General features: G+C 53.2%; 24 protein-coding genes and 2 pseudogenes. 14 read left to right on the plus strand and 12 right to left on the minus strand.

The window, feature by feature from the left end:
• Positions 1–12: 12 nt before the first annotated feature.
• Positions 13–213, minus strand: a pseudogene (locus FN037_RS20325) (ISNCY family transposase); the annotation flags it as partial.
• 35 nt (positions 214–248) lie between these two features.
• On the opposite strand from FN037_RS20325, the pseudogene hpaC reads away from it, so the two are divergent.
• Positions 249–416, plus strand: a pseudogene (gene hpaC, locus FN037_RS20330) (4-hydroxyphenylacetate 3-monooxygenase); the annotation flags it as partial.
• A 91-nt stretch (positions 417–507) separates the two neighbouring features.
• On the opposite strand, the gene FN037_RS20335 reads toward hpaC, so the two are convergent.
• Together FN037_RS20335 and FN037_RS20340 are read right to left on the minus strand one after the other, a co-directional pair.
• On the minus strand, positions 508–1,218 hold the full coding sequence (locus FN037_RS20335) for a transcriptional regulator (RefSeq protein WP_185929290.1): 711 nt from the start codon (positions 1,216–1,218) through the stop codon (positions 508–510).
• Between the two features lie 127 nt (positions 1,219–1,345).
• The gene (locus tag FN037_RS20340; RefSeq protein WP_142503053.1) at positions 1,346–1,969 is read right to left on the minus strand and encodes a hypothetical protein; all 624 of its coding nucleotides are present in this window, start codon (positions 1,967–1,969) and stop codon (positions 1,346–1,348) included.
• 392 nt (positions 1,970–2,361) lie between these two features.
• On the opposite strand from FN037_RS20340, the gene btsT reads away from it, so the two are divergent.
• The 3 genes from btsT (at position 2,362) to yjiA (ending at position 5,796) form a co-directional block, all read left to right on the plus strand.
• The gene (gene btsT, locus FN037_RS20345) at positions 2,362–4,512 is read left to right on the plus strand and encodes a pyruvate/proton symporter BtsT (protein ID WP_142503054.1); all 2,151 of its coding nucleotides are present in this window, start codon (positions 2,362–2,364) and stop codon (positions 4,510–4,512) included.
• 112 nt (positions 4,513–4,624) lie between these two features.
• Entirely contained in the window at positions 4,625–4,828 is a 204-nt protein-coding gene (locus FN037_RS20350; protein ID WP_138361818.1) for a YbdD/YjiX family protein, read from the plus strand.
• 11 nt (positions 4,829–4,839) lie between these two features.
• Positions 4,840–5,796 (plus strand): GTPase, encoded by a 957-nt coding sequence (yjiA, locus tag FN037_RS20355; RefSeq protein WP_142503055.1) that lies wholly within the window; start codon positions 4,840–4,842, stop codon positions 5,794–5,796.
• A 98-nt stretch (positions 5,797–5,894) separates the two neighbouring features.
• On the opposite strand, the gene FN037_RS20360 is transcribed toward yjiA, so the two are convergent.
• The 4 genes from FN037_RS20360 to FN037_RS20375 all read right to left on the minus strand — a co-directional run bounded on the left by FN037_RS20360 (position 5,895) and on the right by FN037_RS20375 (position 8,815).
• Entirely contained in the window at positions 5,895–6,977 is a 1,083-nt protein-coding gene (locus tag FN037_RS20360) for a DUF2955 domain-containing protein (RefSeq protein WP_142503056.1), read from the minus strand.
• A complete protein-coding gene (locus FN037_RS20365; protein WP_142503057.1) occupies positions 6,967–8,034 on the minus strand; it encodes an HlyD family secretion protein in 1,068 nt (355 codons plus the stop codon). The genes FN037_RS20360 and FN037_RS20365 overlap by 11 nt, the downstream gene beginning before the upstream one ends.
• Before the next feature lie 5 nt (positions 8,035–8,039).
• Complete coding sequence (locus FN037_RS20370; protein ID WP_142503058.1) at positions 8,040–8,504, minus strand: MarR family winged helix-turn-helix transcriptional regulator; 465 nt, start codon at positions 8,502–8,504, stop codon at positions 8,040–8,042.
• Positions 8,505–8,650: 146 nt separating this feature from the next.
• Positions 8,651–8,815, minus strand: a complete 165-nt coding sequence (locus tag FN037_RS20375) for a DUF1127 domain-containing protein (protein WP_138361813.1) — start codon at positions 8,813–8,815, stop codon at positions 8,651–8,653.
• Between the two features lie 180 nt (positions 8,816–8,995).
• Between FN037_RS20375 and FN037_RS20380 the strand changes: the two genes are divergently transcribed.
• From FN037_RS20380 to mdtM, 5 genes are all read left to right on the plus strand, one after another.
• Complete coding sequence (locus FN037_RS20380; protein WP_142503059.1) at positions 8,996–10,408, plus strand: PLP-dependent aminotransferase family protein; 1,413 nt, start codon at positions 8,996–8,998, stop codon at positions 10,406–10,408.
• 155 nt (positions 10,409–10,563) lie between these two features.
• Positions 10,564–11,379 (plus strand): AraC family transcriptional regulator, encoded by an 816-nt coding sequence (locus FN037_RS20385; RefSeq protein WP_142503060.1) that lies wholly within the window; start codon positions 10,564–10,566, stop codon positions 11,377–11,379.
• 46 nt (positions 11,380–11,425) lie between these two features.
• The gene (locus FN037_RS20390; protein ID WP_142503061.1) at positions 11,426–12,088 is read left to right on the plus strand and encodes a LysE family translocator; all 663 of its coding nucleotides are present in this window, start codon (positions 11,426–11,428) and stop codon (positions 12,086–12,088) included.
• Positions 12,081–13,370, plus strand: coding sequence for a DUF445 domain-containing protein (locus FN037_RS20395; protein ID WP_138361809.1), 1,290 nt, complete (start codon positions 12,081–12,083; stop codon positions 13,368–13,370). The genes FN037_RS20390 and FN037_RS20395 overlap by 8 nt, the downstream gene beginning before the upstream one ends.
• A 311-nt stretch (positions 13,371–13,681) precedes the next feature.
• Complete coding sequence (gene mdtM, locus FN037_RS20400; RefSeq protein ID WP_142503062.1) at positions 13,682–14,932, plus strand: multidrug efflux MFS transporter MdtM; 1,251 nt, start codon at positions 13,682–13,684, stop codon at positions 14,930–14,932.
• A 7-nt stretch (positions 14,933–14,939) separates the two neighbouring features.
• Here the strand turns inward: mdtM and FN037_RS20405 are convergent, their stop codons facing one another.
• Both FN037_RS20405 and FN037_RS20410 read right to left on the minus strand, forming a co-directional pair.
• Positions 14,940–15,566 (minus strand): IbrB-like domain-containing protein, encoded by a 627-nt coding sequence (locus tag FN037_RS20405; RefSeq protein WP_138362049.1) that lies wholly within the window; start codon positions 15,564–15,566, stop codon positions 14,940–14,942.
• The gene (locus FN037_RS20410) at positions 15,566–16,777 is read right to left on the minus strand and encodes a phosphoadenosine phosphosulfate reductase (RefSeq protein WP_138361807.1); all 1,212 of its coding nucleotides are present in this window, start codon (positions 16,775–16,777) and stop codon (positions 15,566–15,568) included. Before FN037_RS20410 ends, FN037_RS20405 begins: the two co-directional genes overlap by 1 nt.
• A gap of 615 nt (positions 16,778–17,392) precedes the next feature.
• Here FN037_RS20410 and FN037_RS20415 point away from each other — a divergent pair.
• From FN037_RS20415 to FN037_RS20430, 4 genes are all read left to right on the plus strand, one after another.
• Complete coding sequence (locus FN037_RS20415; RefSeq protein WP_138361806.1) at positions 17,393–17,632, plus strand: DUF2164 domain-containing protein; 240 nt, start codon at positions 17,393–17,395, stop codon at positions 17,630–17,632.
• An 82-nt stretch (positions 17,633–17,714) separates the two neighbouring features.
• Positions 17,715–18,872, plus strand: a complete 1,158-nt coding sequence (locus FN037_RS20420; protein WP_138361805.1) for a double-cubane-cluster-containing anaerobic reductase — start codon at positions 17,715–17,717, stop codon at positions 18,870–18,872.
• A 2-nt stretch (positions 18,873–18,874) separates the two neighbouring features.
• Complete coding sequence (gene yjiL, locus FN037_RS20425; protein WP_142503063.1) at positions 18,875–19,642, plus strand: putative 2-hydroxyacyl-CoA dehydratase activator YjiL; 768 nt, start codon at positions 18,875–18,877, stop codon at positions 19,640–19,642.
• Positions 19,639–19,887: a DUF3343 domain-containing protein gene (locus FN037_RS20430; RefSeq protein WP_138361803.1), complete on the plus strand. Its 249-nt coding sequence runs from the start codon at positions 19,639–19,641 to the stop codon at positions 19,885–19,887. Before yjiL ends, FN037_RS20430 begins: the two co-directional genes overlap by 4 nt.
• Before the next feature lie 169 nt (positions 19,888–20,056).
• Here FN037_RS20430 and FN037_RS20435 read toward each other — a convergent pair whose 3' ends face one another.
• From FN037_RS20435 to FN037_RS20445, 3 genes are read right to left on the minus strand one after another with little or no spacing between them, the layout of a single operon-like run.
• On the minus strand, positions 20,057–21,160 hold the full coding sequence (locus tag FN037_RS20435; RefSeq protein WP_138361802.1) for a M20 peptidase aminoacylase family protein: 1,104 nt from the start codon (positions 21,158–21,160) through the stop codon (positions 20,057–20,059).
• A 20-nt stretch (positions 21,161–21,180) separates the two neighbouring features.
• The gene (locus tag FN037_RS20440) at positions 21,181–21,648 is read right to left on the minus strand and encodes a YjiG family protein (protein ID WP_138361801.1); all 468 of its coding nucleotides are present in this window, start codon (positions 21,646–21,648) and stop codon (positions 21,181–21,183) included.
• The gene (locus tag FN037_RS20445) at positions 21,641–22,324 is read right to left on the minus strand and encodes a nucleoside recognition domain-containing protein (protein WP_138361800.1); all 684 of its coding nucleotides are present in this window, start codon (positions 22,322–22,324) and stop codon (positions 21,641–21,643) included. Before FN037_RS20445 ends, FN037_RS20440 begins: the two co-directional genes overlap by 8 nt.
• A gap of 365 nt (positions 22,325–22,689) precedes the next feature.
• Between FN037_RS20445 and FN037_RS20450 the strand changes: the two genes are divergently transcribed.
• On the plus strand, positions 22,690–23,604 hold the full coding sequence (locus FN037_RS20450; RefSeq protein ID WP_138361799.1) for a LysR substrate-binding domain-containing protein: 915 nt from the start codon (positions 22,690–22,692) through the stop codon (positions 23,602–23,604).
• Positions 23,605–23,702: the final 98 nt, after the last annotated feature.

Below are 23,702 nucleotides of genomic sequence, written 5' to 3' on the forward strand. Positions count from 1 at the left end.
TAAGGCCGGAAATCAGCCATGCAGCGGCTTTAACTCATCCGCCGACAGTCCGGTAATCCGCTGTATCGTCTCGGTATCTAAACCGTTCTTCAGCATACTATCGGCAATACGCAGCGCTTCCCGCCTGCTCCCTTCCTGGCGGCCTTCCTGCCTCCCCTCTTGCCGACCTTCTTGTCGACCTTCCTGCTTGAGTTTTTGAGCGATAGACATCAACCAACAGGAACTGGCGGTTATAATGGGAGTGGTGCTCACTGGCAAGCCTTGAGGGTGAGATTAATCAGGTGCAGGCTATCGGCAGTCACCTGGTCTATCTGGTCGAAATCAAGAATATTACCCTCAGCCAGCAGGGCCACGGGCTGATTTACTTCAAGCGCCGTTTCCATTCGGTAATGATGGAGATAGAAGTGGTGATGTAGGTTTACTCGCCGCCACGCGGGTAGCCTGATGATAAACACATTCCCGGAGGTGGTGCCTCCGGGAATGTGTTGTGATTCGGCAAGAAAGTAGTCAGTCAACTGCGCGACATGATGCCCAGTCAAACCTCCCACCACCGCGGAAATTTTGTTTGGTATAGTTCTCAGGCAGCGTTAAATGCCACCCTTTTCGTTCGGCGACGCAGGCAATGACGGGAAATTGAGAATAATCGATAGCATCATGAATAAATTGCTTTTTACCTATATGTTGTAAAAAGGCGTCACCTCGATTCCATATCGCTTTTTTGAGCCGGATATTCCAGACTTGATAGCTCTCGCCGGCAATAGTATAAGCTTCACCTTCAGGCGCCTTTTTTGTCCAGTCAATCTCTCCGCCATCGTTTAAATATTGCCACACAGCATAACGCTCAAGGGTAAATTGGCTGGGTAAGGTACTGACATTTTCAGAATCTATTTTATCGAGTAACTGTGGATTTGCTAACAGTAGCGCCATAGCTTTATGCATGTAGCCCAACATAATGTCGGGACGTTCGGGCAAGCCCTCTTCAGCTTCAAATAAAGAGATGTAAGCGAGATAGAGTGCGTCATCACGTACCTTTTGACCGTTCGCCGCCGCGCTGGCAACGATTTTCGCCGCCCGATATTGTAAACTACCCCAGGATTCACCGCCACCAACGGGTCTGTAGCGATTATTGTATTTTTCACCCGTCAGGTAACCTTGAGCAGCATTTAAATCGTTAGCATTTAACGCCGATACCGCGCGCTGATGGTCGGATAAGGTCATTACATTGCGTCCCGTATTTCTCGCCATATAATAAGACTGCTGACAATCAGAAAGCATGATTACCATAACGACCATAGCAATAACTCTCAGAAAGATTTTATATATTTTCAACGAGAAGCTCCTCATTCTATTTATAAATATATTGTTTTGAAACTTGTCTCGGTTCAATGTACAGCAAAACGGTTACTCGACCTTTTTTATAGCTGCGCTGCCATTTCGCGCAGTCAGTAATTCTATTGGTATCTAACCCTTTATTATACCATTCTTGTTGTCTGGCCATACAGTCTGAAAGACTTTGATAGAACTTGTTTTTATCAGCAATAAACTCTTCTTTAGTTATCGCCCGGCCATAATCTCGATCAAGGATTTTCACTTCCTTATTGTAAAGAGCCAGCGCCTCTTTGCCATTATCAACCTTGTAGGCCTGTTCGCTGGAGTCAACAACAGCGTTCAAATAAATACTCTTCAGTCCTTTGCTTTTATCGAAATAAAGATTCATTTTCTGATATTTCAATTCACTCACTTCCTGGGGGGACAGAGTTGAAATAATCAGGTTTGGATCTTTCCCCGCGTAATTGACATCTGAGACTTCCAGAGAATATAAAGGCGTGTTCCTGGCCTCATCATAGCTCATCTCCCATCGCAGATTATAAGGTGCAGGCGGCTCATCAGCGGCCTGACGAGGGCTGGCTGCATAACTGAATGTTGCATATAAAGCACTGATGATGATCATTAACTTTACAAATTTCATTACCTGATTTCCCTTTGATAAACGCTATCCATACCCAAAACTTCAAAGTCAGCATGATATTAAAATACCTATTAGTGAAATAACAATATTGATTTTTCTGCTGATAAATAACTCCATCCTGAACCGGCAAAGAAACGCTTATCGCCAGACAGAAAAAATAGTGACCTCAATCACATATCTACCACCCGTCGGCCTTATACCCAACCGCTTACTCCGGCAAGTGACCGCTTAACCCCGCATATAACCACTCGCAGATTTACCCAACTTTACGCATATGAAGTTCTGGCAAGATCGTCTCCAGCATAGCGAGTCAATATCTCCTCAACCCCTAACTTAAACCCAGAACCAGACGGCTTCGGCCTATTACTCATCTAATTAAGCCAGGTTTTACTATGGATACTAAAAAGTTATTCAAGCACATACCCTGGGTGATTCTTGGAATCATCGGGGCATTTTGCCTCTCAGTCATCGCCCTGCGCCGCGGCGAGCACGTTAGTGCCCTGTGGATCGTAGTGGCATCGGTTTCCGTCTACCTTGTCGCCTATCGTTACTACAGCCTGTACATCGCGCAAAAGGTGATGAAGCTCGACCCCACGCGCGCCACGCCGGCGGTCATTAACAACGATGGCCTGAACTACGTACCGACTAACCGCTACGTGCTCTTCGGCCACCACTTTGCCGCTATTGCCGGTGCCGGTCCGCTGGTAGGCCCGGTTCTCGCCGCGCAGATGGGCTACCTGCCGGGCACTCTGTGGCTGCTGGCGGGCGTCGTGCTGGCGGGGGCGGTACAGGACTTTATGGTGCTGTTTATCTCCTCGCGTCGTAACGGCGCTTCGCTGGGGGAAATGATCAAGCAAGAGATGGGGCCGGTACCGGGTTCCATTGCCCTGTTCGGCTGCTTCCTGATTATGATCATCATCCTCGCCGTGCTGGCATTGATTGTCGTAAAAGCGCTGGCGGAAAGCCCGTGGGGCGTGTTCACGGTCTGCTCGACCGTACCGATCGCCCTGTTTATGGGTATCTACATGCGCTTCCTGCGCCCGGGCCGGGTGGGTGAAGTGTCGGTTATCGGTATCGTTCTGCTGGTTGCATCCATCTGGTTCGGCGGCATCATTGCGCACGACCCGTACTGGGGCCCGGCGCTGACCTTTAAAGACACCACCATCACCTTTACCCTGATTGGCTACGCCTTTATTTCCGCACTGCTGCCGGTATGGCTGATTCTGGCGCCGCGCGACTACCTGGCGACCTTCCTGAAAATCGGCGTTATCGTCGGCCTGGCGCTGGGTATCGTGATTCTCAATCCGGATCTGAAAATGCCGGCCGTGACCCAGTATATCGATGGCACCGGCCCGCTGTGGAAAGGCGCGCTGTTCCCGTTCCTGTTTATCACTATCGCCTGCGGCGCGGTCTCCGGCTTCCACGCCCTTATCTCTTCCGGTACGACGCCGAAGCTGCTGGCTAACGAAACCGACGCCCGCTTTATCGGCTACGGCGCGATGCTGATGGAGTCCTTTGTAGCGGTGATGGCGCTGGTGGCGGCATCAATTATCGAGCCGGGCCTCTACTTCGCGATGAATACCCCACCTGCTGGCCTTGGCATCACCATGCCAAACCTGCATGAAATGGGCGGTGAGAACGCCGCGATGATTGCCGCGCAACTGAAGGATGTGACCGCGCACGCCGCAGCAACCGTCAGTTCCTGGGGCTTTGTGATTTCGCCTGAACAGATCCTGCAAACCGCGAAAGATATCGGCGAACCGTCGGTACTGAACCGCGCAGGCGGCGCGCCAACCCTGGCTGTCGGTATTGCTCATGTGTTCCACAAAATTGTTCCGATGGCGGATATGGGCTTCTGGTACCACTTCGGTATTCTGTTTGAAGCGCTGTTTATCCTCACCGCACTGGATGCCGGTACCCGCGCAGGCCGCTTTATGCTCCAGGATCTGCTGGGCAACTTCGTGCCGTTCCTCAAGAAAACCGATTCTCTGGTTGCTGGCGTCATCGGTACTGCGGGTTGCGTCGGTCTGTGGGGATATCTCCTGTATCAGGGCGTGGTCGACCCGCTGGGCGGCGTGAAGAGCCTGTGGCCGCTGTTCGGTATCTCTAACCAGATGCTGGCCGCCGTGGCGCTGGTGCTTGGCACCGTGGTACTGGTCAAAATGCAGCGCACCAAATACATCTGGGTTACCGTCATCCCCGCCGTATGGCTGCTGCTGTGCACCACCTGGGCACTGGGTCTGAAACTGTTCAGCACCAACCCGCAGATGGAAGGTTTCTTCTTCATGGCTCAGCAGTACAAAGAGAAGATTGCTTCCGGCGGTGAACTGACCGCACAGCAGATTGCCAACATGAACCATATCGTGGTGAACAATTACACCAACGCCGGTCTGAGCATTCTGTTCCTGGTGGTGGTCTACAGCATCATCTTCTACGGCATCAAAACCTGGCTCAACGTGCGCAACAATAAAGTGCGCACCGATAAAGAGACCCCGTACGTGCCGGTACCGGAAGGCGGTGTGGAGACCTCTTCACATCACTAACTAAACCTGATGCCGGATGGCGCTACGCTTATCCGGCCTACAAAATGCAGTTAACGTAGGCCGGGTAAGGCGAAAGCCGCCATCCGGCTTTATTCATTAACGGGACGGCAAAATGTTTGGTAACTTAGGTCAGGCAAAAAAATATCTCGGCCAGGCGGCGAAAATGCTGATTGGCATTCCGGATTATGACAACTACGTCGAGCATATGCAGACCAACCATCCGGACAAGCCGTATATGACCTACGATGAATTCTTTCGCGAACGCCAGCTAGCCCGCTACGGTGGCGATGGCAAAGGCGGTATGCGCTGCTGTTAATGGAGGCAAACATGACACCGATTGCAGTGACCCTGCTGACCGGGTTTCTTGGCGCGGGGAAAACCACCCTGCTACGCCATATTCTCAACGAACAGCACGGTTTTAAAATCGCCGTTATCGAAAACGAATTTGGCGAGGTTGCTGTTGACGATCAGCTCATCGGCGATCGCGCCACCCAGATCAAAACCCTGACCAACGGCTGCATCTGCTGTACCCGCTCCAATGAACTGGAAGATGCCTTGTTAGACCTGCTCGACAACCTCGACCAGGGCAACATCCATTTTGACCGGCTGGTAATTGAGTGCACCGGCATGGCCGACCCCGGCCCGATTATTCAGACCTTTTTCTCCCATGAAGTGCTGTGCGAACGTTACCTGCTGGACGGCGTCATTGCCTTAGTTGATGCGGTACATGCCGACCAGCAGATGAATCAGTTCACCATCGCCCAGTCGCAGATCGGCTATGCCGATCGCATTCTGCTAACCAAAACCGACGTGGCAGGCGAAAGCGAAAAACTGTGTGAGCGTTTAGCGCGTATCAACGCCCGTGCCCCGATTTACACCGTCACGCACGGCGATATCGACCTCTCCCTGTTGTTCGACACCAGCGGCTTTATGCTGGAAGAGAACGTGGTTAGCAGCAAACCGCGTTTTCACTTTATCGCCGATAAGCAAAACGATGTTTCATCGGTTGTGGTGGAACTGGATTATCCGGTGGATATCAGCGACGTGTCGCGAGTGATGGAAAACCTGCTGCTGGAATCGGCGGAGAAACTTCTGCGCTACAAAGGCATGCTGTGGATTGACGGCGAACCGAACCGCCTGCTGTTCCAGGGCGTCCAGCGCCTTTACAGCGCCGACTGGGACCGCCCGTGGGGCGACGAACAGCCGCACAGCACGCTGGTGTTTATCGGCATTCAGTTGCCGGAAGATGAGATCAGAGCCGCATTTTCGGGGTTGAAGAAGTAACCCTTATTCTGGATTGTCCGGTGGCGCTTACCGGACCTACAAATCAACGACACAGGCCGGATAAGGCGAAGCCGCCATCCGGCACTCACTCCCCCCACTCACTCAGTAATCACAAACCGCGTCGCGGCAAAGCAGTTGAGGATGCGGTGCACCAGAAACACCATCGTCAGCGTCGCTACCAGCGCGACGGTGACTGAAGTGATGCGGTACAGATCGCTGAAAACCAGATCGCTGTCCGGGTGCAGGTTCTGGCCGAACATAATCCCGATGGTGGTGATACTGGCAAAACCGACGCCCGCGCCGACCTTTTCCATCACATGCAGACGAGCGCTAAAGGCCAGCCCGAGACCGATCAGCGGCATCATCAGCAGCATATGGTTGCTGAAGTCATAAATGAGCAGCTGCACCAGCAGAATATAGATACAGGCCAAGACCACGCCGACCACGCGCCAGAGAGAACTTAACACCGCCCCGCGATAATGCATCGGAAACAGAATCAAAATACCCGCCATCAGCGCCGACAACGAATCGCTCAAATCGCAGATCTGAAAGATCACAAAGATCATCGTCGCCACGGTGCCGGAAAGCAGCGACTCATGGCGAATCCGGGCATCATCTTTCTCAATACGCGGCGGCGGCTGACGCGGTTCGACATCGGGGATCAGATAGTGCAGCAGCGCGCTCAGGGCTACCGCCATCACGCAGGCCTCCATATTGGAGAACATCAGCGTATGCCAGTTGGTGGTGGGGTAACTCATAAAGTTGAGCATCGTGCTCTGGCACACCACCCCCATCGCTCCGAGTAAAAACAGCGGCCCCTTGCTCATAAAACGAAAGCGCATCACGTACAGACCAAACACCACCAGCGTCATAATGACCGGCCACTGCGAGAGATAGCCGACAATCAACACCATTTCGACACAGTTCACCGCCGCGCTGAATACAAACTGTCTCGCCACATGGCGATTAAACACCGGCACCAGCGACAGCAGCATCAGCGGATAAACCACAAAGAACACGCCGTACTGCACGTTGTAGAAGGTCGAAATGCTCAGCGCTATCGTCCCGGCAACGGAAATACGCACGGTCTGGCGAAAATCATTGGCGGTGTAGGCCACATTATCATGCGAGTTGAATACACGGGCCAGGGTGTTGATCGACGCCAGCAAGTTAATAAACATAATGCAACCAGCTAACGAGGTGAATTTGCACCCCGGCAAAGGTGCGGGCAAACGGCCCTTCGCTGTTATACAACTGCACCGTAGCGCGCGCCCCGGTCGGCAGGGGGGTCTCCAGCGGCTCGTTCAATGCCACATGAATACGCATCCGTTGGGCATCGCGTACCCAGCGCGTCGACTGCTCCGGCTGCGACAACTGGCCGTTAACCGCTTCCTGCCCGGCCAGAATCCCGGCATCGCTACTGGTCACATGCGCAGGAAACACTTTGCCCGGCATGGCGTCAAACACCACTGCCGCATCCGTGCCAATACGGGTATGGCGCAGGCTTTTTTCACGAAAGTCAGCAACAATATCCATCTCAGGACTGACCAGCGCCAGTAAAGGCGTGGCAGCAGTGGCGTAAAGCCCAGGGTTGAGCTGGAGATTGCTCACCGTCCCGTCGGTTTCCGCCCGCACCTTTGTCCACTCCAGGTTCAGTTGCGCCTCCTCCAGCGCATTGCGGTATTTTTGCAGCGTCACATTGCGACTGTCGTCGCGTTCACCGCGCTGGATCAGCAGGTTCTGGATACTGGCATTCAGCGCCGCCACCGACTGCTCGCTGGTCTGCCAGGCCGTGCGTACCTTATCCAGATCAGACTGCGAGACATTCTGCATTGCGCTCAGTCGCTGATAGCGGTCAAGCGTGAGTTTATCGTTGCGGGCGGTATATTGCGCGGTGCGCAGGTTGGCGCGCGCAGAGGCGATCTGCGCATCCAGCTGTTGGTTGCTCAGCTTCGCCTGCTCAAAGGCAATCTGTGCGGCTTCAACTTTATTGATAAACGGCGTTGGGTCCAGTTCATACAACAGGTCGCCCTTTTTCACCTGGCTATTGTTGCGTACGTAGACGTGAGAGACATAGCCGGAGACGCGCGAGGAGATCGGCGTCACCACGCGCATCACGGTGGAATCCGGCGTCAGCGGGATCCAGATATCGGCAACGATAAACCAGGTGAATATTGCAAGGAAAGCGGCAATACTCACCCTTACCCAACGGGCAAATTTTTGTTCTGGGGTCATCATAATTTTTAGTGTTGATTGTCTTCTTCGCGGATTAACCGCAGATTGCAGGCGATTTGATTTAATGTGGCGCTGAAAGCGGCGAGTTCCGCTTCAGGAAGCGTACGCGTGACCCGATGTTGATAGATCTCAATCACCCGGTTCAGTTCTACCAGCCGGGAGCGCCCTGCTTCCGTTAGCGTCAGCAGGCGGATGCGCTTATCATATGGCGATGTTGAACGCACCAGATAACCTTGATTTTCCAGTTGCTTAAGGGTACGCATCAGCGGCGGCAGCTCAATGCCCTGTACCTCCGCCAGTTCACTCACCGAGACGTTATCACCCAGTTGATGCAGTTGCATCAACACCGTCCAGCTTGACTGCGTCAGGCCGGTATCGGTGATAGCGGCATCAATAATGGCTCGCCACTGGCGCACCACCATCGCCATACGCATCCCCATCGGGCGGCGGGCAAACAGATCATCTTCGGTCATGTATTTTCCCTCTTAGCTGAAGAGAAAATAATAGTTACCAGGATAAGTATCAAGAAACAAACTATCAGGAAGCATTAATTGATAAATTTTATGAATATAAAAAGGCCGGACATCAACCTGTTCAGCCTTTATAAACGACCTCATGGCTACTCGACCTGATCCCGCCGTAAGCCAATATCTTTCAATCTCTCATCGCTCATGCATTGCAGGATGCGCCGGGTTTGTGCCTGCCGTCGCCGCGCTTTGTAGGCACGCCAGATCAGCACAAAACCGATAAACGGCTGTTTTGCTTTGTTCTCATGAAATTCCACACGCCACCTCCCCATATGATTAGCAGAGGCTTCATTCTGAGGGCTTGCAGGCCGTATAATACAGATTCACAAAATACTTTTATTTAACATACAGATTGGTTAAAACGGTACCTGAACCGGATTAATTCCCGCCATCTGTACTGGTTTTTCTATCTGTATGACATCTATGAGGGATACAGCGTGACGCGTTACCAACATCTGGCTAATCTGCTGGCCGAGCGTATTGAGCAAGGGCTGTATCGCCACGGGGAAAAACTGCCGTCGGTGCGGAGTCTGAGCCAGCAACACGGAGTCAGCATCAGTACCGTACAGCAGGCGTATCAGACCCTGGAAACGCGGCAGCTCATTACGCCGCAGCCGCGTTCGGGCTACTTCGTCGCGCCGCGGAAAGCGCAGCCGCCAGTCCCTCCCATGTCACGTCCGGTACAGCGCCCGGTAGAAATTACGCAATGGGATCAGGTGCTGGATATGCTTGAGGGCCATCACGATAGCTCGATTGTCCCGTTCAGTAGCGGTATTCCGGATGTCAGTCAACCCAGCCTGAAACCGCTCTGGCGCGAGCTTAGCCGGGTGGCGCAGCATAATCTGAAGTCGGTGCTGGGCTACGACCAACTCCCCGGCAGCCGGGAACTGCGTCAACAAATTGCCCGCCTGATGCTGGATAGCGGTTCAGTCATCGACGCCGATGATATTGTGATCACCAGCGGTAGCCAGAGCGCAATGTCACTGGCGCTGTTGACGGTTTGTCAGCCGGGAGACATTGTCGCTATTGAATCCCCCGCCTACTACGGCACCATGCAGCTGTTGCGCGGTCTGGGAATAAAAGTCATTGAAATCCCCACCGATTCTGACACTGGTATCAGTATTGAGGCGCTGGAACTGGCGCTGGAGCAGTGGCCCATCAAAGGCGTCATTCTGGTCCCCAATTGCAATAATCCGCTGGGATTTATCATGCCGGACGCCCGTAAAAGAGCGGTACTGTCCCTTGCTCAACGCCACGATATTGTGATTTTTGAGGACGATGTGTATGGCGAACTGGCGACGGAATACCCGCGTCCACGCACTATTCACTCCTGGGACATCGACGGCCGGGTCATTCTGTGCAGTTCATTAACCAAATCTGTCGCGCCGGGTCTGCGTGTCGGTTGGGCCGTCCCCGGTCGCTATCATGACAAACTGCTGCACATGAAATACGCTGTTATCGGCACCAATGTCCCCGCCACGCAGCTGGCGGCGGCGGCCTTTATTCGTGAGGGGCATTATCACCGCCATGTCCGACGGATGCGTCAGATCTATCAGCGTAATATGGAGATATTTACCTGCTGGGCGCAAGAATACTTTCCCAGCGGGATCTGCGTAACGCGCCCCAAAGGCGGCTTTATGCTGTGGGTGGAATTGCCGGAGCAGGTTGATATGGTCTGCGTCGCCAGACAGTTATGTCGCCTGAAAATCCAGGTCGCACCGGGCTCGCTCTTTTCCGCATCAGGAAAATACCGCAACTGCGTGCGCATCAACTGCGCGTTAGCACCAGATGAGAAACATCGGGAAGTCATGCAAAAATTGGGGAACGCGATAAAAGTGGCAATGACATGAAACGTCCTTCTTCCGGCAGGCGGAGAGATCGCTTACTGGCGTATAACCACCAGCTTCGGGTTCACAACGCTTTAATTCGGGAATGGAGGGCTTACGGCCAAACAATGTTTCCATCTGTGTTATAACAAACCATCCCTTGCCAACACGAGCGCACCATGACGCAACCCCGTGATATTCCGCAAACCTTCTGGCGCAACGAGCAGCTTCCCTGGCTGGAGCTGCGCAGCACCTGGCGCAGCCGCCAGGCCTATAAATGCCACCATCACCCACAACTCTCTCTCGGGGCGATTATTGAAGGGGAAACGCGCTGTATCTGCAACGGACAGGAGTATCTACTGCGTACTGGCGATCTGATTCTCATCCCTGCGCAAACGCCCCACAGCTGCAACCCGCGTAACGATCAGCCGCGCAGTTACCATATGCTTTACCTCGATTTAAACTGGTGCCGACAACAGCTGGTGAATATTCCTCCTCAGTGCCAGTTGGCGACATCTCAGCCGGTAATACATGACCGCGGGCTCTTCACGCAGTATCTGCAGATCGTGGACCAGATGAAACAACAACAAACCGCGACGCTCCCCGCAAACATAGCCCGATTACTTCAGTGCCTACCTCTGCGCCCGCTCGCGCCTCTGGCGCTCAGCCAAACCAGCTCACGGCTGTTTAACCGTCTGGGAACAAGCCTGCAGGCTCCGCCTACGCTGGATAACCTCGCCGATGAGTTCGCCCTGCGCAAAGAGACGCTGATCCGCGTCTTTAAGCAGGATACTGGCCTGACTCCTGCCAGTTTTCTGAATATAGCGCGTATTGAATTCGCCAAAACGCGCCTGCGCGCCGGAGATAATATTGCCGACGTCGGCTATCAGGCCGGGTTTGCCGACCAGAGTCACTTCCATAAGACCTTTGTCAGCTATACCGCCGCCACGCCGCGTCAGTACGCACAGGGCCGATCAATATCAGACAATAATTAACGTTCGCGCAGGCGTAGGGTGGCCTCAGTTTATTACTGAGGTTGCTATGAACACACTTACTACGCTCTTTCCCTCTGCCTTTCCGGCGCTCGCGCTCTCTCATTTTGTTGCCTTGTTAAGCCCAGGGCCTGATTTTTTCCTGCTGGTGGGCTACGCCATCCGCTATCGGCTGCGCGGCAGCGCCGGGCTGTGCGTCGGTATTGCTGCCGGTAATGGCCTCTATATCATGCTGGCGATTATCGGCTGGGAAATTCTGCGCCAGCACCCCCTGCTTTTTACGCTGATTGAACTGCTGGGTGCGGCGTATTTGCTGTGGATTGGCAGTTTGCTTGTACGCAGTCGCCCGACAATGCTGGATTTACGCGGCGCGCCGGCTTCACGCCCGTCGCAGCTAAAACAACTGCTTCTGGGGCTCGGTTCCTCACTGCTCAATCCCAAAAACGCCCTGTTTTACCTCGCGCTGATGACCTCGCTACTTGGCCCAAATGTCACGATGTTGCAACAAGTGGTGAGCGGAGTCTGGATGACCGGCGTCGTGTTGCTGTGGGATCTGTTACTGGTATCCCTAATGGCACTCACGTCGGTGCAACGCCGCCTTTCCGCCGTCGTCTGGCGAATTGAGCAGGTAGCCGGTGGCATCCTGATGGCTTTTGGTTGCTGGATCGTGTGGCAGTTTTTGCACCTGTTCGCCGTCAGGTTATATGCTTAACCCTATGAATAAAATCGCTGACCTGAAACGCGCCAAACGACTGGCGTTATTGCTGCTGCTGATCGCAGCCGCTATTTTTATCACTACTCTCGTGCTGCCGCCGGCTCCGTGGGTCGGTGCGCTGAAGGCTATTTCCGAAGCGGCGATGGTTGGCGCGCTGGCGGACTGGTTTGCGGTAGTGGCGCTATTTCGCCGCATTCCGCTGCCGTTTGTGTCACGGCATACAGCCATTATCCCGCGCAATAAGAATCGTATTGCGGACAATCTCGGCCATTTCGTGCAGGAAAAATTTCTCGACACGCCGTCGCTGGTGGCGCTAATCCGCCGCTATCAACCGGCGCTAATGCTCGGCAACTGGCTCAGCCAGCCGGAAAACGCTCGCAGGATTGGTCAGCATCTGCTGCAAGTGATGAGCGGCTTTCTGGAACTGACCGATGATGCGCGAATTCAACGTCTGCTGCGTCGGGCGGTGCATAAGGCGATTGATAAGGTTGATTTAACCCAAACCAGCGCCATGATGCTCGAAGGGCTGACCCGCGATAACCGCCACCAGAAACTGCTGGATTCGCTCATTAGCCAGTTGATCGCCCTGCTACAACGCGACAGTTCACGGGCATTTATCTCCCGCGGGATCGTACACTGGCTGAAGACCGAACATCCGCTAAAGGCCAGACTGTTACCCACCGAATGGCTGGGCGAGCACAGCGCGGAAATGGTCACCGATGCGGTCAATACGCTACTTGACGAAGTCAGCCAGGATCGGGCCCATCAGATCCGCAAGGCCTTCGATCGCGCCACGTTGACGTTGATCGACAACCTTAAGTCCGATCCGCAGATGGCGGAAAAAGCGGATCATATTAAGGCATATCTGAAAAACGATGAAACCTTTAATCGTTACCTTGGAGAGGTATGGGCCGACCTGCGCGGCTGGATCAAACGCGACGTCAATCACGAGCATTCACGTATTAAGCAGCGCATTGCCGACGCCGGACAATGGTTTGGTGAAACGCTGCTCCATGATAAAGCGCTGCGTGAATCACTGAGCGAGCATCTTGAGCAGGCGGCGCATCGGGTTGCGCCAGAATTTGCGACGTTCCTGACACGCCATATTAGCGATACGGTAAAAAGCTGGGACTCACGCGACATGTCACGGCAAATCGAACTGAACATTGGCAAGGATCTGCAGTTTATCCGCATCAACGGCACGCTGGTTGGCGGTACTATCGGCCTGGTATTGTGGCTATTTTCACAAATTCCGTCGCTGCTGCATCTTCATATATGACGTAATAGATTGTTTTTAATATCTTTTTATCATAAAGATAATTAACATATTAAAAAATATGGATATTTCTATTGACCCTAAATTTGTTGCCGTGTGAACTGCTGAAATAGCATGCGCCGGTTCAGAACCTATCCCACCGGGGTTATTTCACTGGTCATTTTGCCTCCCGGCCGTACCTGAACAAAACGCTGTGCGTTTTGATAGCCCGATGACCAACCAGTATTACAGACCGTGCTCGCATTTCTGTCAGGCGGTGGATTACGCCAGAGCCGGGCGATAAAATGTACAGAGACTCGACAAGGAGCCCACTGATGTTGCAAGGAATGACTCGTTTTTTCGCCCGGCATTCCGCCACGCTGTTCTTTCCTGTGGCGCTGATCCTGTATGATTTCGCCGCTTACCTGACCACCGATCTTATCCAGCCCGGCATCATTCACGTCGTGCATGATTTTGACGCCGATGTGGCGCTGGCGCCCGCATCGGTTAGCCTGTATATGGCTGGCGGAATGATACTGCAGTGGCTGCTCGGACCGCTATCGGACCGCGTCGGTCGTCGGCCGGTGCTGCTTACCGGCGCGCTGATTTTTACCCTTGCCTGCTGCGCGACGATGTTTACCACCTCGATGACGCAATTCCTCGCAACACGTTTTATCCAGGGCACCAGCATCTGTTTTATCGCTACAGTCGGTTACGTCACCGTGCAGGAGGCGTTCAGCGAGACGAAATCGATCAAGCTAATGGCCATTATTACCTCCACCGTGCTGATCGCCCCGATTATCGGCCCGCTCTCCGGCGCCGCGCTGATGCATTTCATCCACTGGAAAACGCTGTTCGGTATTATTGCCACGATGGGATTTATCGCCTGGCTGGGGCTATTGCTGAATATGCCGGAAACCATACGACGCGGCGACGTTGCCTTTAGCGTCAGCGGCGTCGTCCGCGACTTCCGCGACGCGTTTCGCAACCGAATCTTTCTGTTCGGCGCCGCCACGATCTCGCTCAGCTATATCCCGCTGATGAGCTGGGTTGCGGTTTCACCGGTTATTCTGATTGATGACGGCGGGTTGAGCTCCGCAGCGTTTGCCTGGACTCAGGTCCCCATATTCAGCTCAGTGATTATCGCCAGTCTGTCAGTGGCGCGCTGGGTAAAAGATCCGGCCCATCCACGCTTTATCTGGCGTGCAGTACCCATTCAAATGACCGGACTGACGCTACTGATCGCCGGCAATCTGCTTTGGCCGCACATCTGGCTGTGGTCAGTGCTGGGCACCTGCTTCTATGCTTTTGGCATTGGGCTGATTTTCCCGACGCTGTTCCGCTTTACCCTGTTCTCTAACGATCTGCCAAAAGGCACCGTTTCCGCTTCGCTGAACATTGTGATCCTCAGCGTCAGCGCACTCTCCATCGAAGCAGCACGCTGGCTGTGGTTTAATGGCGGCAGACTGCCTTTTCACATCCTGGGCGTCGCGGCAGGGATAGCAGCCGCTTTCTGTCTGGCAGGATTGCTGAACCGGATGCGCAAGTTGCCGGATGCAACGCCGATGCAGGAGACGCAGGAGTAGAGAAACGCTACTCCACGGTCCAGGCCTCGCTAAAGTTCTCATCGGCAAACAGTTCCGTCAGGCCGCTGATCTGTTTGAGGCGCAGCACCTCGTCGGCATCCATACCCAGCTCTTCGCCAATGCGCCGATCGTCCCACCCCTGACGGTGTAAATCGCGCACAATATCCGACATCGCCGCGATCTGATGTTTGCCCCTGGCGCGATTATGGCGAATGGTCGCAGCAATACGCTCTTTCTCTCCCTCTCGTTCGGCATTGATCAGCGTCACCGGAAGATAACCATGCAGGCGTCGGCTCAGTTGTGGACGACGCTGGCCAATCAGATGGCGATGAAAACCGTCCACAACCAGATGACGCTGCTGCTGGCGAGCCACCACGACCGGTTGCGTAAAACCATCCAGCTCGATGGAGCGCTCCAGAAGCTGCTTTTCCACACTCGCCATCACGTTTGGATTATAGTCATTCGCCTCTACCGTTTGCGCCTTCACCCAAAGAACGCAGTCCACCGGTTCACGGCGAAACGGACTGTGCTGATGAATCAGGCTCTTTAGCTCGTTTATTGCCTTGATTTTCATATCAAGGTCATCAAACGATTGCAGATATTCAATCACTGTTTTAGCCACATCCGGTGATATCACAACACTCTCCATTCTTTGCGTTTGTTACCCATAAGCCGACAGTACCGTTCATAGTGCTTAGGCTGCGTCGGACTGAATGAAAGCATCCGACACCAGAAATCATTTTTCAGTAGCGTTTTGCAGATACGACGCCATGAGGGAATATCACGATAGCCGAGATCTTTTTCCTGCTCATCGGGAATATCATCGGGGAAACCGCGGGTCTGGTACCAGCGCAGATAAATCGCGATTTTATTCCGGTAATGCTCGGCCGTTTTTTCCGGCATGCTATCGAGCAAAAAGAGCGCATACTCGCGCCAGCTATAGTGCGGCGGCTTGCGGATTTTCGTCTTCAGCGCAAAGTAATCGCCGCTGGTATTGGCGTAAATCGCGCCGCTGTGCGCCCCGCATACCCGACGGCACATGCGCTCCCACGTATCAGGTTCCAGAATATGATAGAGCCATAGCCCACGACGCTGCTCAGGGCCAAAAGGTTCGCATACGCGCATATTCTTCAATGGCACGCCAGCACGATACATCAGATCATAAAGTGGATTGTAGGGCAGTTTCGACTTGTGATTAAAAATCCAGATATCGCGGGTCCGCCAGTCATAGAGGGGATAGCAGGTGTAGCTAAACCCTTCCGGCGAGGCCGTCGTCCAGGGTTTATCCTCCTCAAAGCGCAGTTTCGTCGATGAGGTTAGCGCCATATAGCGATGCAGCGACTCGTCGGTACGAATACCGATCAGCGAGGCGAGACTTTTGCCTGCGGCCAGCCAGTGCGCAAAAGCCGGGACAAAGGATTCGAATGTCATTTCTGGCTGATAAAAAGGAAAGAAGGCCGCATCCGTGATGGCATCATGAGGCGGTTGTCTCACCCATTCCACCCCTGGACGCCAGGCAACCCATTCGGGCTCATGTTGCGATACGCCGCTCACCGTTGTCATAGGCAGCGCCACCCAGTAGAACCGACTCACGACGTCCTGATAACGGTCTTTCATATTTTGTACATGTTGAATGGTTAATAAATACTGCGCTTCCCAGTCAACAAACAATACCGCAAATGTCTTCCCTTTTTTCCGCGCGACGGCGGCAGCCAAATGAAATAATACCGTTGAATCTTTGCCGCCGGAAAAAGATAAACACACCCGATCAAAGGTATCAAATACCCAATCTAAGCGCATCAGGGCAGCGTCAAAAACATTCATATTCAGTTTTACGAGCTTCATCCTTCACCCATGATAAATGAATCGCTGTCAAAATGTACTTATATACCCTCAATAATTCGAGTTGCAGGACAAACGATAACCGTTTTGAACGCGCATACGCCGACTCCGAAACACGATACCGAAGACCGGCCATGCGGCAAGCAAGAGTGTCCCGATGAGCTTACACAAGTAAGTGATTCGGGAGACAAATCTGCCAGAAACAGATTTGAACGCTGCCTGCAGCAGCCCTGAACGGACCGAATAACGCGCGTCGTCAACGCATAAGCAACTTGAAATATGACGGATATAGATAAATTCCGTCAGCCTGATAATCCAGAATCAGGCCAGAGAATATTCAGATAGATATTACTATGCTGAAAAAAGGCGAACGCAACTAAATGTTGCTAACACTGGCGAGATGATACTATCCCATTTAAATTCATGATGTTATGAGAAATATTGATTATTTCCATTTAATCCGATGAAATTTGATCCAGATCATGTTCTATACTCTGACATATTTTATCAATATCTTCCTGATGAGGAAAAACATCGCGCTTTCGGGCAAGTTAATCATTAATATCGGATATAATTTTGAATTCTGTCTAACGGTAACAATATTTATTAAGGAATGTAATGAACGATATCGATCTCAGCCTGGCGCAACGCGATTTGCTGCGCGAAAAGTTATGTAAATACTGCGAAGATAATTTTGAACTGGAACTGCAGCAATTTGATGCCGAATTCTTTATCGACTTTATCACTAAAGAACTGGGCCCAACGTTTTACAATGCCGGGATTGATGCGGCGATTAGCACTCACCTTGCCTGGAGCGATCGAATCCAGGAAGAGATGGATCTGAAAAAGATCTATTAGCGGGAGATCAATAAATACGTAGTGTTTGCAGGGTTATAATGTGGCTTCTTTCATCATCTCCCGTGTACGGGGAAGGAAAACCATGTCACTTATCACCGATCTACCCGCCATCTTTGACCAGTTCTCTGCAGCCCGCCAGAAGGGATTTCTCACGGTCATGGAGCTTAAAGAACACCATATTCCGCTGGTTGGTACCTACTGCACCTTTATGCCACAAGAGATCCCGCTGGCCGCAGGTGCGGTAGTCGTTTCGCTGTGCTCAACCTCTGACGAAACGATTGAAGAGGCGGAAAAAGATCTGCCGCGCAATCTCTGTCCGCTGATAAAAAGCAGCTACGGCTTTGGCAAAACCGACAAATGTCCCTACTTCTACTTTTCCGACCTCGTGGTGGGTGAAACCACCTGCGACGGCAAAAAGAAAATGTACGAATACATGGCCGAGTTTAAGGCGGTGCACATTATGCAACTGCCCAATAGCGCCAACGACGCGGCCTCAAGAGCGCTGTGGAAAGCGGAAATTCTGCGCCTGCAGCAGGTGGTTGAGGCGCGTTTTGGCACGCCGATCACCGAAGCCGCACTGCGCGAGGCGATTATCCTCAAGAATCGTGAACGCCGGGCGCTGGCGAATTTCTATCGCGTCGGGCAACTCAATCCTCCCGCGCTCAGCGGCAGCGATATCTTAAAAGTGGTCTACGGCGCGACATTCCGCTTCGATAAAGAGGCGTTGATTGATGAACTCAATAACATGGCTGAACGGGTTCGCCAGGAGTGGCACGAGGGTAAACGGCTGGAAGCGCGGCCACGTATTCTGATCACCGGCTGCCCGATTGGCGGCGCGGCGGAAAAAGTCGTCCGCGCTATTGAAGAGAACGGTGGTTGGGTGGTGGGCTTTGAAAACTGCACCGGCGCCAAAGCCACCGAACGCTGTGTGGAGGAGAACGGCGACGTTTACGACGCCCTGACCGACAAATATCTCGCCATCGGCTGCTCCTGCATCTCACCGAATGATCAGCGCTTAACCCTGCTCAGCCAGATGATTGACGAGTATCAGGCCGATGGCGTGGTGGATGTCATTTTGCAGGCCTGCCATACCTACGCGGTGGAATCGCTGGCGATTAAACGTCACGTGCGCCAGCAGCACAACATTCCCTATATCGCTATCGAGACCGACTATTCAACGGCGGATATCGGCCAGCTCAGCACGCGTGTCGCAGCCTTTGTTGAAATGCTCGAGGAGTAAGCATGAGTGTTTGCGTAGGAATTGATTCCGGTTCCACCGCCACAAAGGGCATCCTGCTTGAAAACGGCATCATTCAGCGCCGTTTTCTTAGCCCAACGCCGTTTCGCCCCGCCGACGCCATCGTCGAAGCCTGGGAAACGCTCTGTGCCGGGTTAAGCGAACGCCCGTTTTTAACCTTAACCGGCTATGGTCGCCAGTTAGTGGATTTTGCCGATAAGCAGGTCACCGAAATCTCCTGCCATGGACTGGGGGCTCGCCTGCTGGCCCCCGCCACCCGCACGATCATCGATATTGGCGGCCAGGACAGTAAGGTTATCCAACTGGATGACGACGGTAATCTGACCGACTTTCTGATGAATGACAAATGCGCGGCGGGTACCGGTCGCTTCCTGGAGGTGATCTCGCGCACGCTGGGCGCCAGCGTCGAGCAACTGGACAGCATCACCGCGGGTATTGAGCCGCATGAGATGACCAGCATGTGCACGGTATTTGCCGAATCCGAGGCCATCAGCCTGCGTTCTGCAGGGGTGCAGCCAGAGGCGATCCTTGCCGGGGTCATCAATGCCATGGCCCGGCGCAGCGCCCATTTTATTGGCCGCCTTTCGGCGCATGGTCCACTGCTGTTTACCGGCGGCGTCAGCCATTGCACGGCATTCGCACGAATGCTGGAGGGGCACATCGGCATGGCGGTGCATACCCACCCCGACGCTCAGTTTGCCGGGGCTATCGGTGCGGCGCTGATTGGTCTACGCCAGAGGAGTCGCAAATGACGGAATATCTGTTTTTATTTCATTCCACGGTAGGCGTGGTGAGGATGCGCAAAGCCCTGCAGGCCGCAGAAATGCATTTTCGGGTAAAGGATATTCCCCGCCAGCTACGCGGCGGCTGCGGACTCTGTATTTATCTGAGCTGTAAGGCGGGAGAGCAGCAGCAGTGGGTAATCCCCGGCGAAACGGAAGCAATATTTTGTGTCACCGGGGATAACTACCAGCTACTGACCCGCTTCCCGCAATGAACATGAGGGATCTTAAGAACATCCCGCACATTGCAGCAGAGCGCACAATGCGGAATGAGTCGGCGGCGCGTTGTTTACGCGGACCGCCGAATTTTACGGTTTTGTCTTCAGGATAGGGCCATGACCCTACCAGCAGAAAAAATGCGCGCGCAATCGCCGGATGCTTCCCTTAACCCAGCACCTGACGAATGCAAGATTTAAACACCCGCACGCCATCCGCCAGCGATTCGCGATCGAAATGCATCTCCGGGTGATGCAGACCCGGCACCAGGTTACAGCCCAGTCCCCAGAACCCGCCTTTCACTTCCGGGCGCAAACGCAGATAGTGGAAAAAATCTTCGCTACCCGGCGTGCTCTTCGCTTCCGTTAAGCCCGCATCGCCAAACGTTTCCCGAATCGCCTGGCTGACAATGGCCGTAGCCTCTTCATTAATAATGGCGGCAGGCATCTCTTTGACGATCCTGATATCCACTGTGGCGCCGTAAGCTGCCGCGCTGCTCTCTATCGCCCTGACTACGCGCTCTTTCAGCATTGCCATCCCGTCATTTTCCGCGCTCCGCAGATCCCAGCACACGTGCGCTTTAGCCGGAACAGAATTCGTCACTCCCGCATCGCAAAGAAAACGTGTAGCTTTCGCACTCCAGGTCAGCGAAGGCGCCAGGTGGATACCGTTTACCGCCTGCACAGCATGCGACGCGGCATCCAGCGCGTTAATGCCCAGATGAGGACGGGCTGCATGCGCGGCTTTACCGTGGAAATCAACCATTACCGTCGCGGAAGCGGAGTAGTACATCGCCGGAACCGCCTTCCCTTTTGGACACTCTTCCAGCGGCCTGAGATGGAAACCAAACAACATCTCCACATCATCCAGAACGCCCGCTTCCGTCAGCGCTATCGCCCCGGTTCCCAGTTCTTCAGCTGGCTGGAAAAGTATTTTTAACGTCCCACGCTTCACCAGACCTTCAGCGAGGATCTCTTCGGCAGCGGTCAACACCACCGAAGAGTGCCCGTCATGGCCGCAGGTATGGCGGGCCTCTAAACGACCACCGATAATATGGCCCAGCGCATCCATATCTGCCCGCAGCGCCACTACCGGCCCCGGTTTGCCGCTATCCAGTTGCGCAACAATGCCGGTGGTGCCGCCAACGTTGCGGGAAACCTGAAAACCCGCAGCTTCCAGCGCATCGCCGATATAAGCCGACGTTTTGTACTCCTCAAAGCCCAATTCCGGAATTTGATGCAAATAATTGAAATGCTCTAAAGTTCGCGACACGTTTTACTCCTTGTCTTTTATTATGCAATCACGCGCATGACCAGCATGGCGATAACGGCGTTGATAATGCTCACCGCCATCAGCAGCGGCCAATATTTTTTCGGTACATCCGCCACCCCGAGCAGCCGTCCCATGTACTGGAGCTGCGAGCCCATCAGAAAAATCGCCGGGATCAGGATAGTGATATCTGTCACATTGAGGGTACCTTTGCTCAGCAGGCTCACCGCCACACCGGTCCCCGCGGAAGCGGAAAGCCAGGAGGTCAGCAGAACGGTAATCGCTTCGCCAGGCAGGCCAAACAGCCCCATCAGCGGCGCGCAAAGATGGCCTATTATCTGCATCACGCCGAGCAAGTTAAGCATTTCGGCAATGACGTAGGCCATTAATACATTCGGCATCAGATTGTTGATGGCGATATTAAATCCTTTCCGTGCGCCAATAACAAAAATATCGAACGGATTACTGGCGACTTTTGCCGAATTACTCATTGTCAAAATCTCCTTTATAGGCAGTATTCAAAACCATACGGACGATTACTGCGCCAACAAATTTCAGGACAAACATTAAAAGCAGCGGGATAATAATGGGGATCGTTAACGATGCGAACAGCGCCGAACCAATAGAGAAATAGTTATTAATCAGGCCCGCGCCGGAATATTGCCAGGCCCCCATAATCACCACATCTTTGCGGTTAATTTTTTTGCTGTCATACAACTCTTTCGTTAACGCCGCACCGGCATCGGTGCTCTGTAGATCGGTAATTAAGGCCAGACCGGTGTACCCCGGAATACCCAACAGCGGACGTAATAGCGGTGTCAGCAGCTTATGCGCCGCGCGGATCGCGCCGTAGTGAGTAAATATTTCCAGCAGCCCCAGCGCCAGCATTACCGTCGGTACCAGTGACAGGGCAAATAAAAACCCGGCCTTCGCGCTGATCCCACCACTGCCGATAAAAGAGTTGGTTTCTGGCGTTTTCATGGTCCCAAATGCGCCGCCAAGCGTGGTGAAGTCAAAAGCCCCCAACCAGGCCATCCCTTCAACTTTAAAAAATAACCCTGAGAAAACCAATAATACGATTACCAGCGAAATCCAGGCGCCAGGCCCTACTTTCCATTCATTTGTTGTATCGTTGGAGGAACATTCCAACGTTTTATTTTCACTCATACCCAATCCTCTCACATCATGGAATATCTGTCCGATTGTATGTAATGTGCAATATTGTCAATTTATTATTCTTCTGGCTTATTATTTTGACGAAATAACATCCATAGATAACTAAGGCTTTCCTTTTTTAAAAGAGGCTGGCAGACATACCAAAACCTTATTCATCTTATTTATTTTATATAAATACCTTATTCATCAGCACCCATAATTGGGTTATCTGATTAGTATCGCTGTTTTATCCGCCCCGCATTTTCCTCCATTCCTGTTTTTTGTCCGAATAACGATTATCTATAACCAGACAGGATGATAAATGCCTGCTAAAGGGTGTTATTGTTGACTTTAGGTCAACAAAGGAGTGAGAAACGATGTTACACGAGAAGCCCATGAGCTATCTGTATGAAGTCGGTATTCAGGGAGGTATTCGGCGGGCAGCCGATATTCTGGGGATCAATCCGTCGGTCATTAGCCGCCAGATAGCACAACTGGAGCGAGCGCTGGAACTGCCTTTGCTGGAGCGCCGGGGGCGCAATGTCGTGCTTACCGAAGCGGGGCGTCTGCTGGCGGAGGATTACTGCGAAAGCCGCCAGCGACGAGAAAAACTGGAAAGCCATCTAAAGGATTTACGCCACATGCGCGGCGGGAGTATATCGGTGAGGATTGGCGGAGGACTGGTCACCACCTTTATTGAATCGGTGATGAGCACCTTCTCTCAATCCTGGCCGAACGTGTTCGTCGATATTATCGTCAGCAGCATGCAGGAGATGCTTAATGATATCGCCAGCGGCGAAGCGGATATGGCAGTGGCCTTCGGCCCCATCGGCAACCCGGAGCTGAAACGCCACAGCTTTCAGTGGGGGCCTATCTGCGCGGTCGTATCTCCGCAGCATCCCATAGCGACGCAGTCTATCGTCACGATTGACGAGTTAACCCAATATCGCCTGATCGCGCTAACCGAAAGCTTCGGTCTCCAGCGCCATATGAACGCCATGTTTAAAACCGCCGGACTACAGTTTCATCCCGCTTATCGCTGTAACCTCTTTTCAACCGCCATGAGCCTGAGCCAGGCTGGTCTGGGGATCTCGTTTATGACCGAATATGCCGCCCGGGAAGCCATCGCCCATGGCATACTGACCGCGATCCCCATCGACCATCCTATCGCCAGTAGCGCCCAATGCCACTTATTACGCAACTCCGACCGTCGGTTTTCACCCGCAGCCCATCATATGTGGCGACTATTGCATAACGCTTTTCGCGATGCGCAGCGGGCGCTGACGACCTGAGTGCGCGCTCATCCAAGCGGAACCTGTGCGGATATAGATTCTGGCTATACATAATGTCACTGGCGATGATGCTGGCGAGCCAGCGCCCACTTGTTCCA

This window comes from Klebsiella sp. 2680, from assembly GCF_900198535.1.
Taxonomy (GTDB): Bacteria; Pseudomonadota; Gammaproteobacteria; order Enterobacterales; family Enterobacteriaceae; genus Klebsiella; species Klebsiella indica.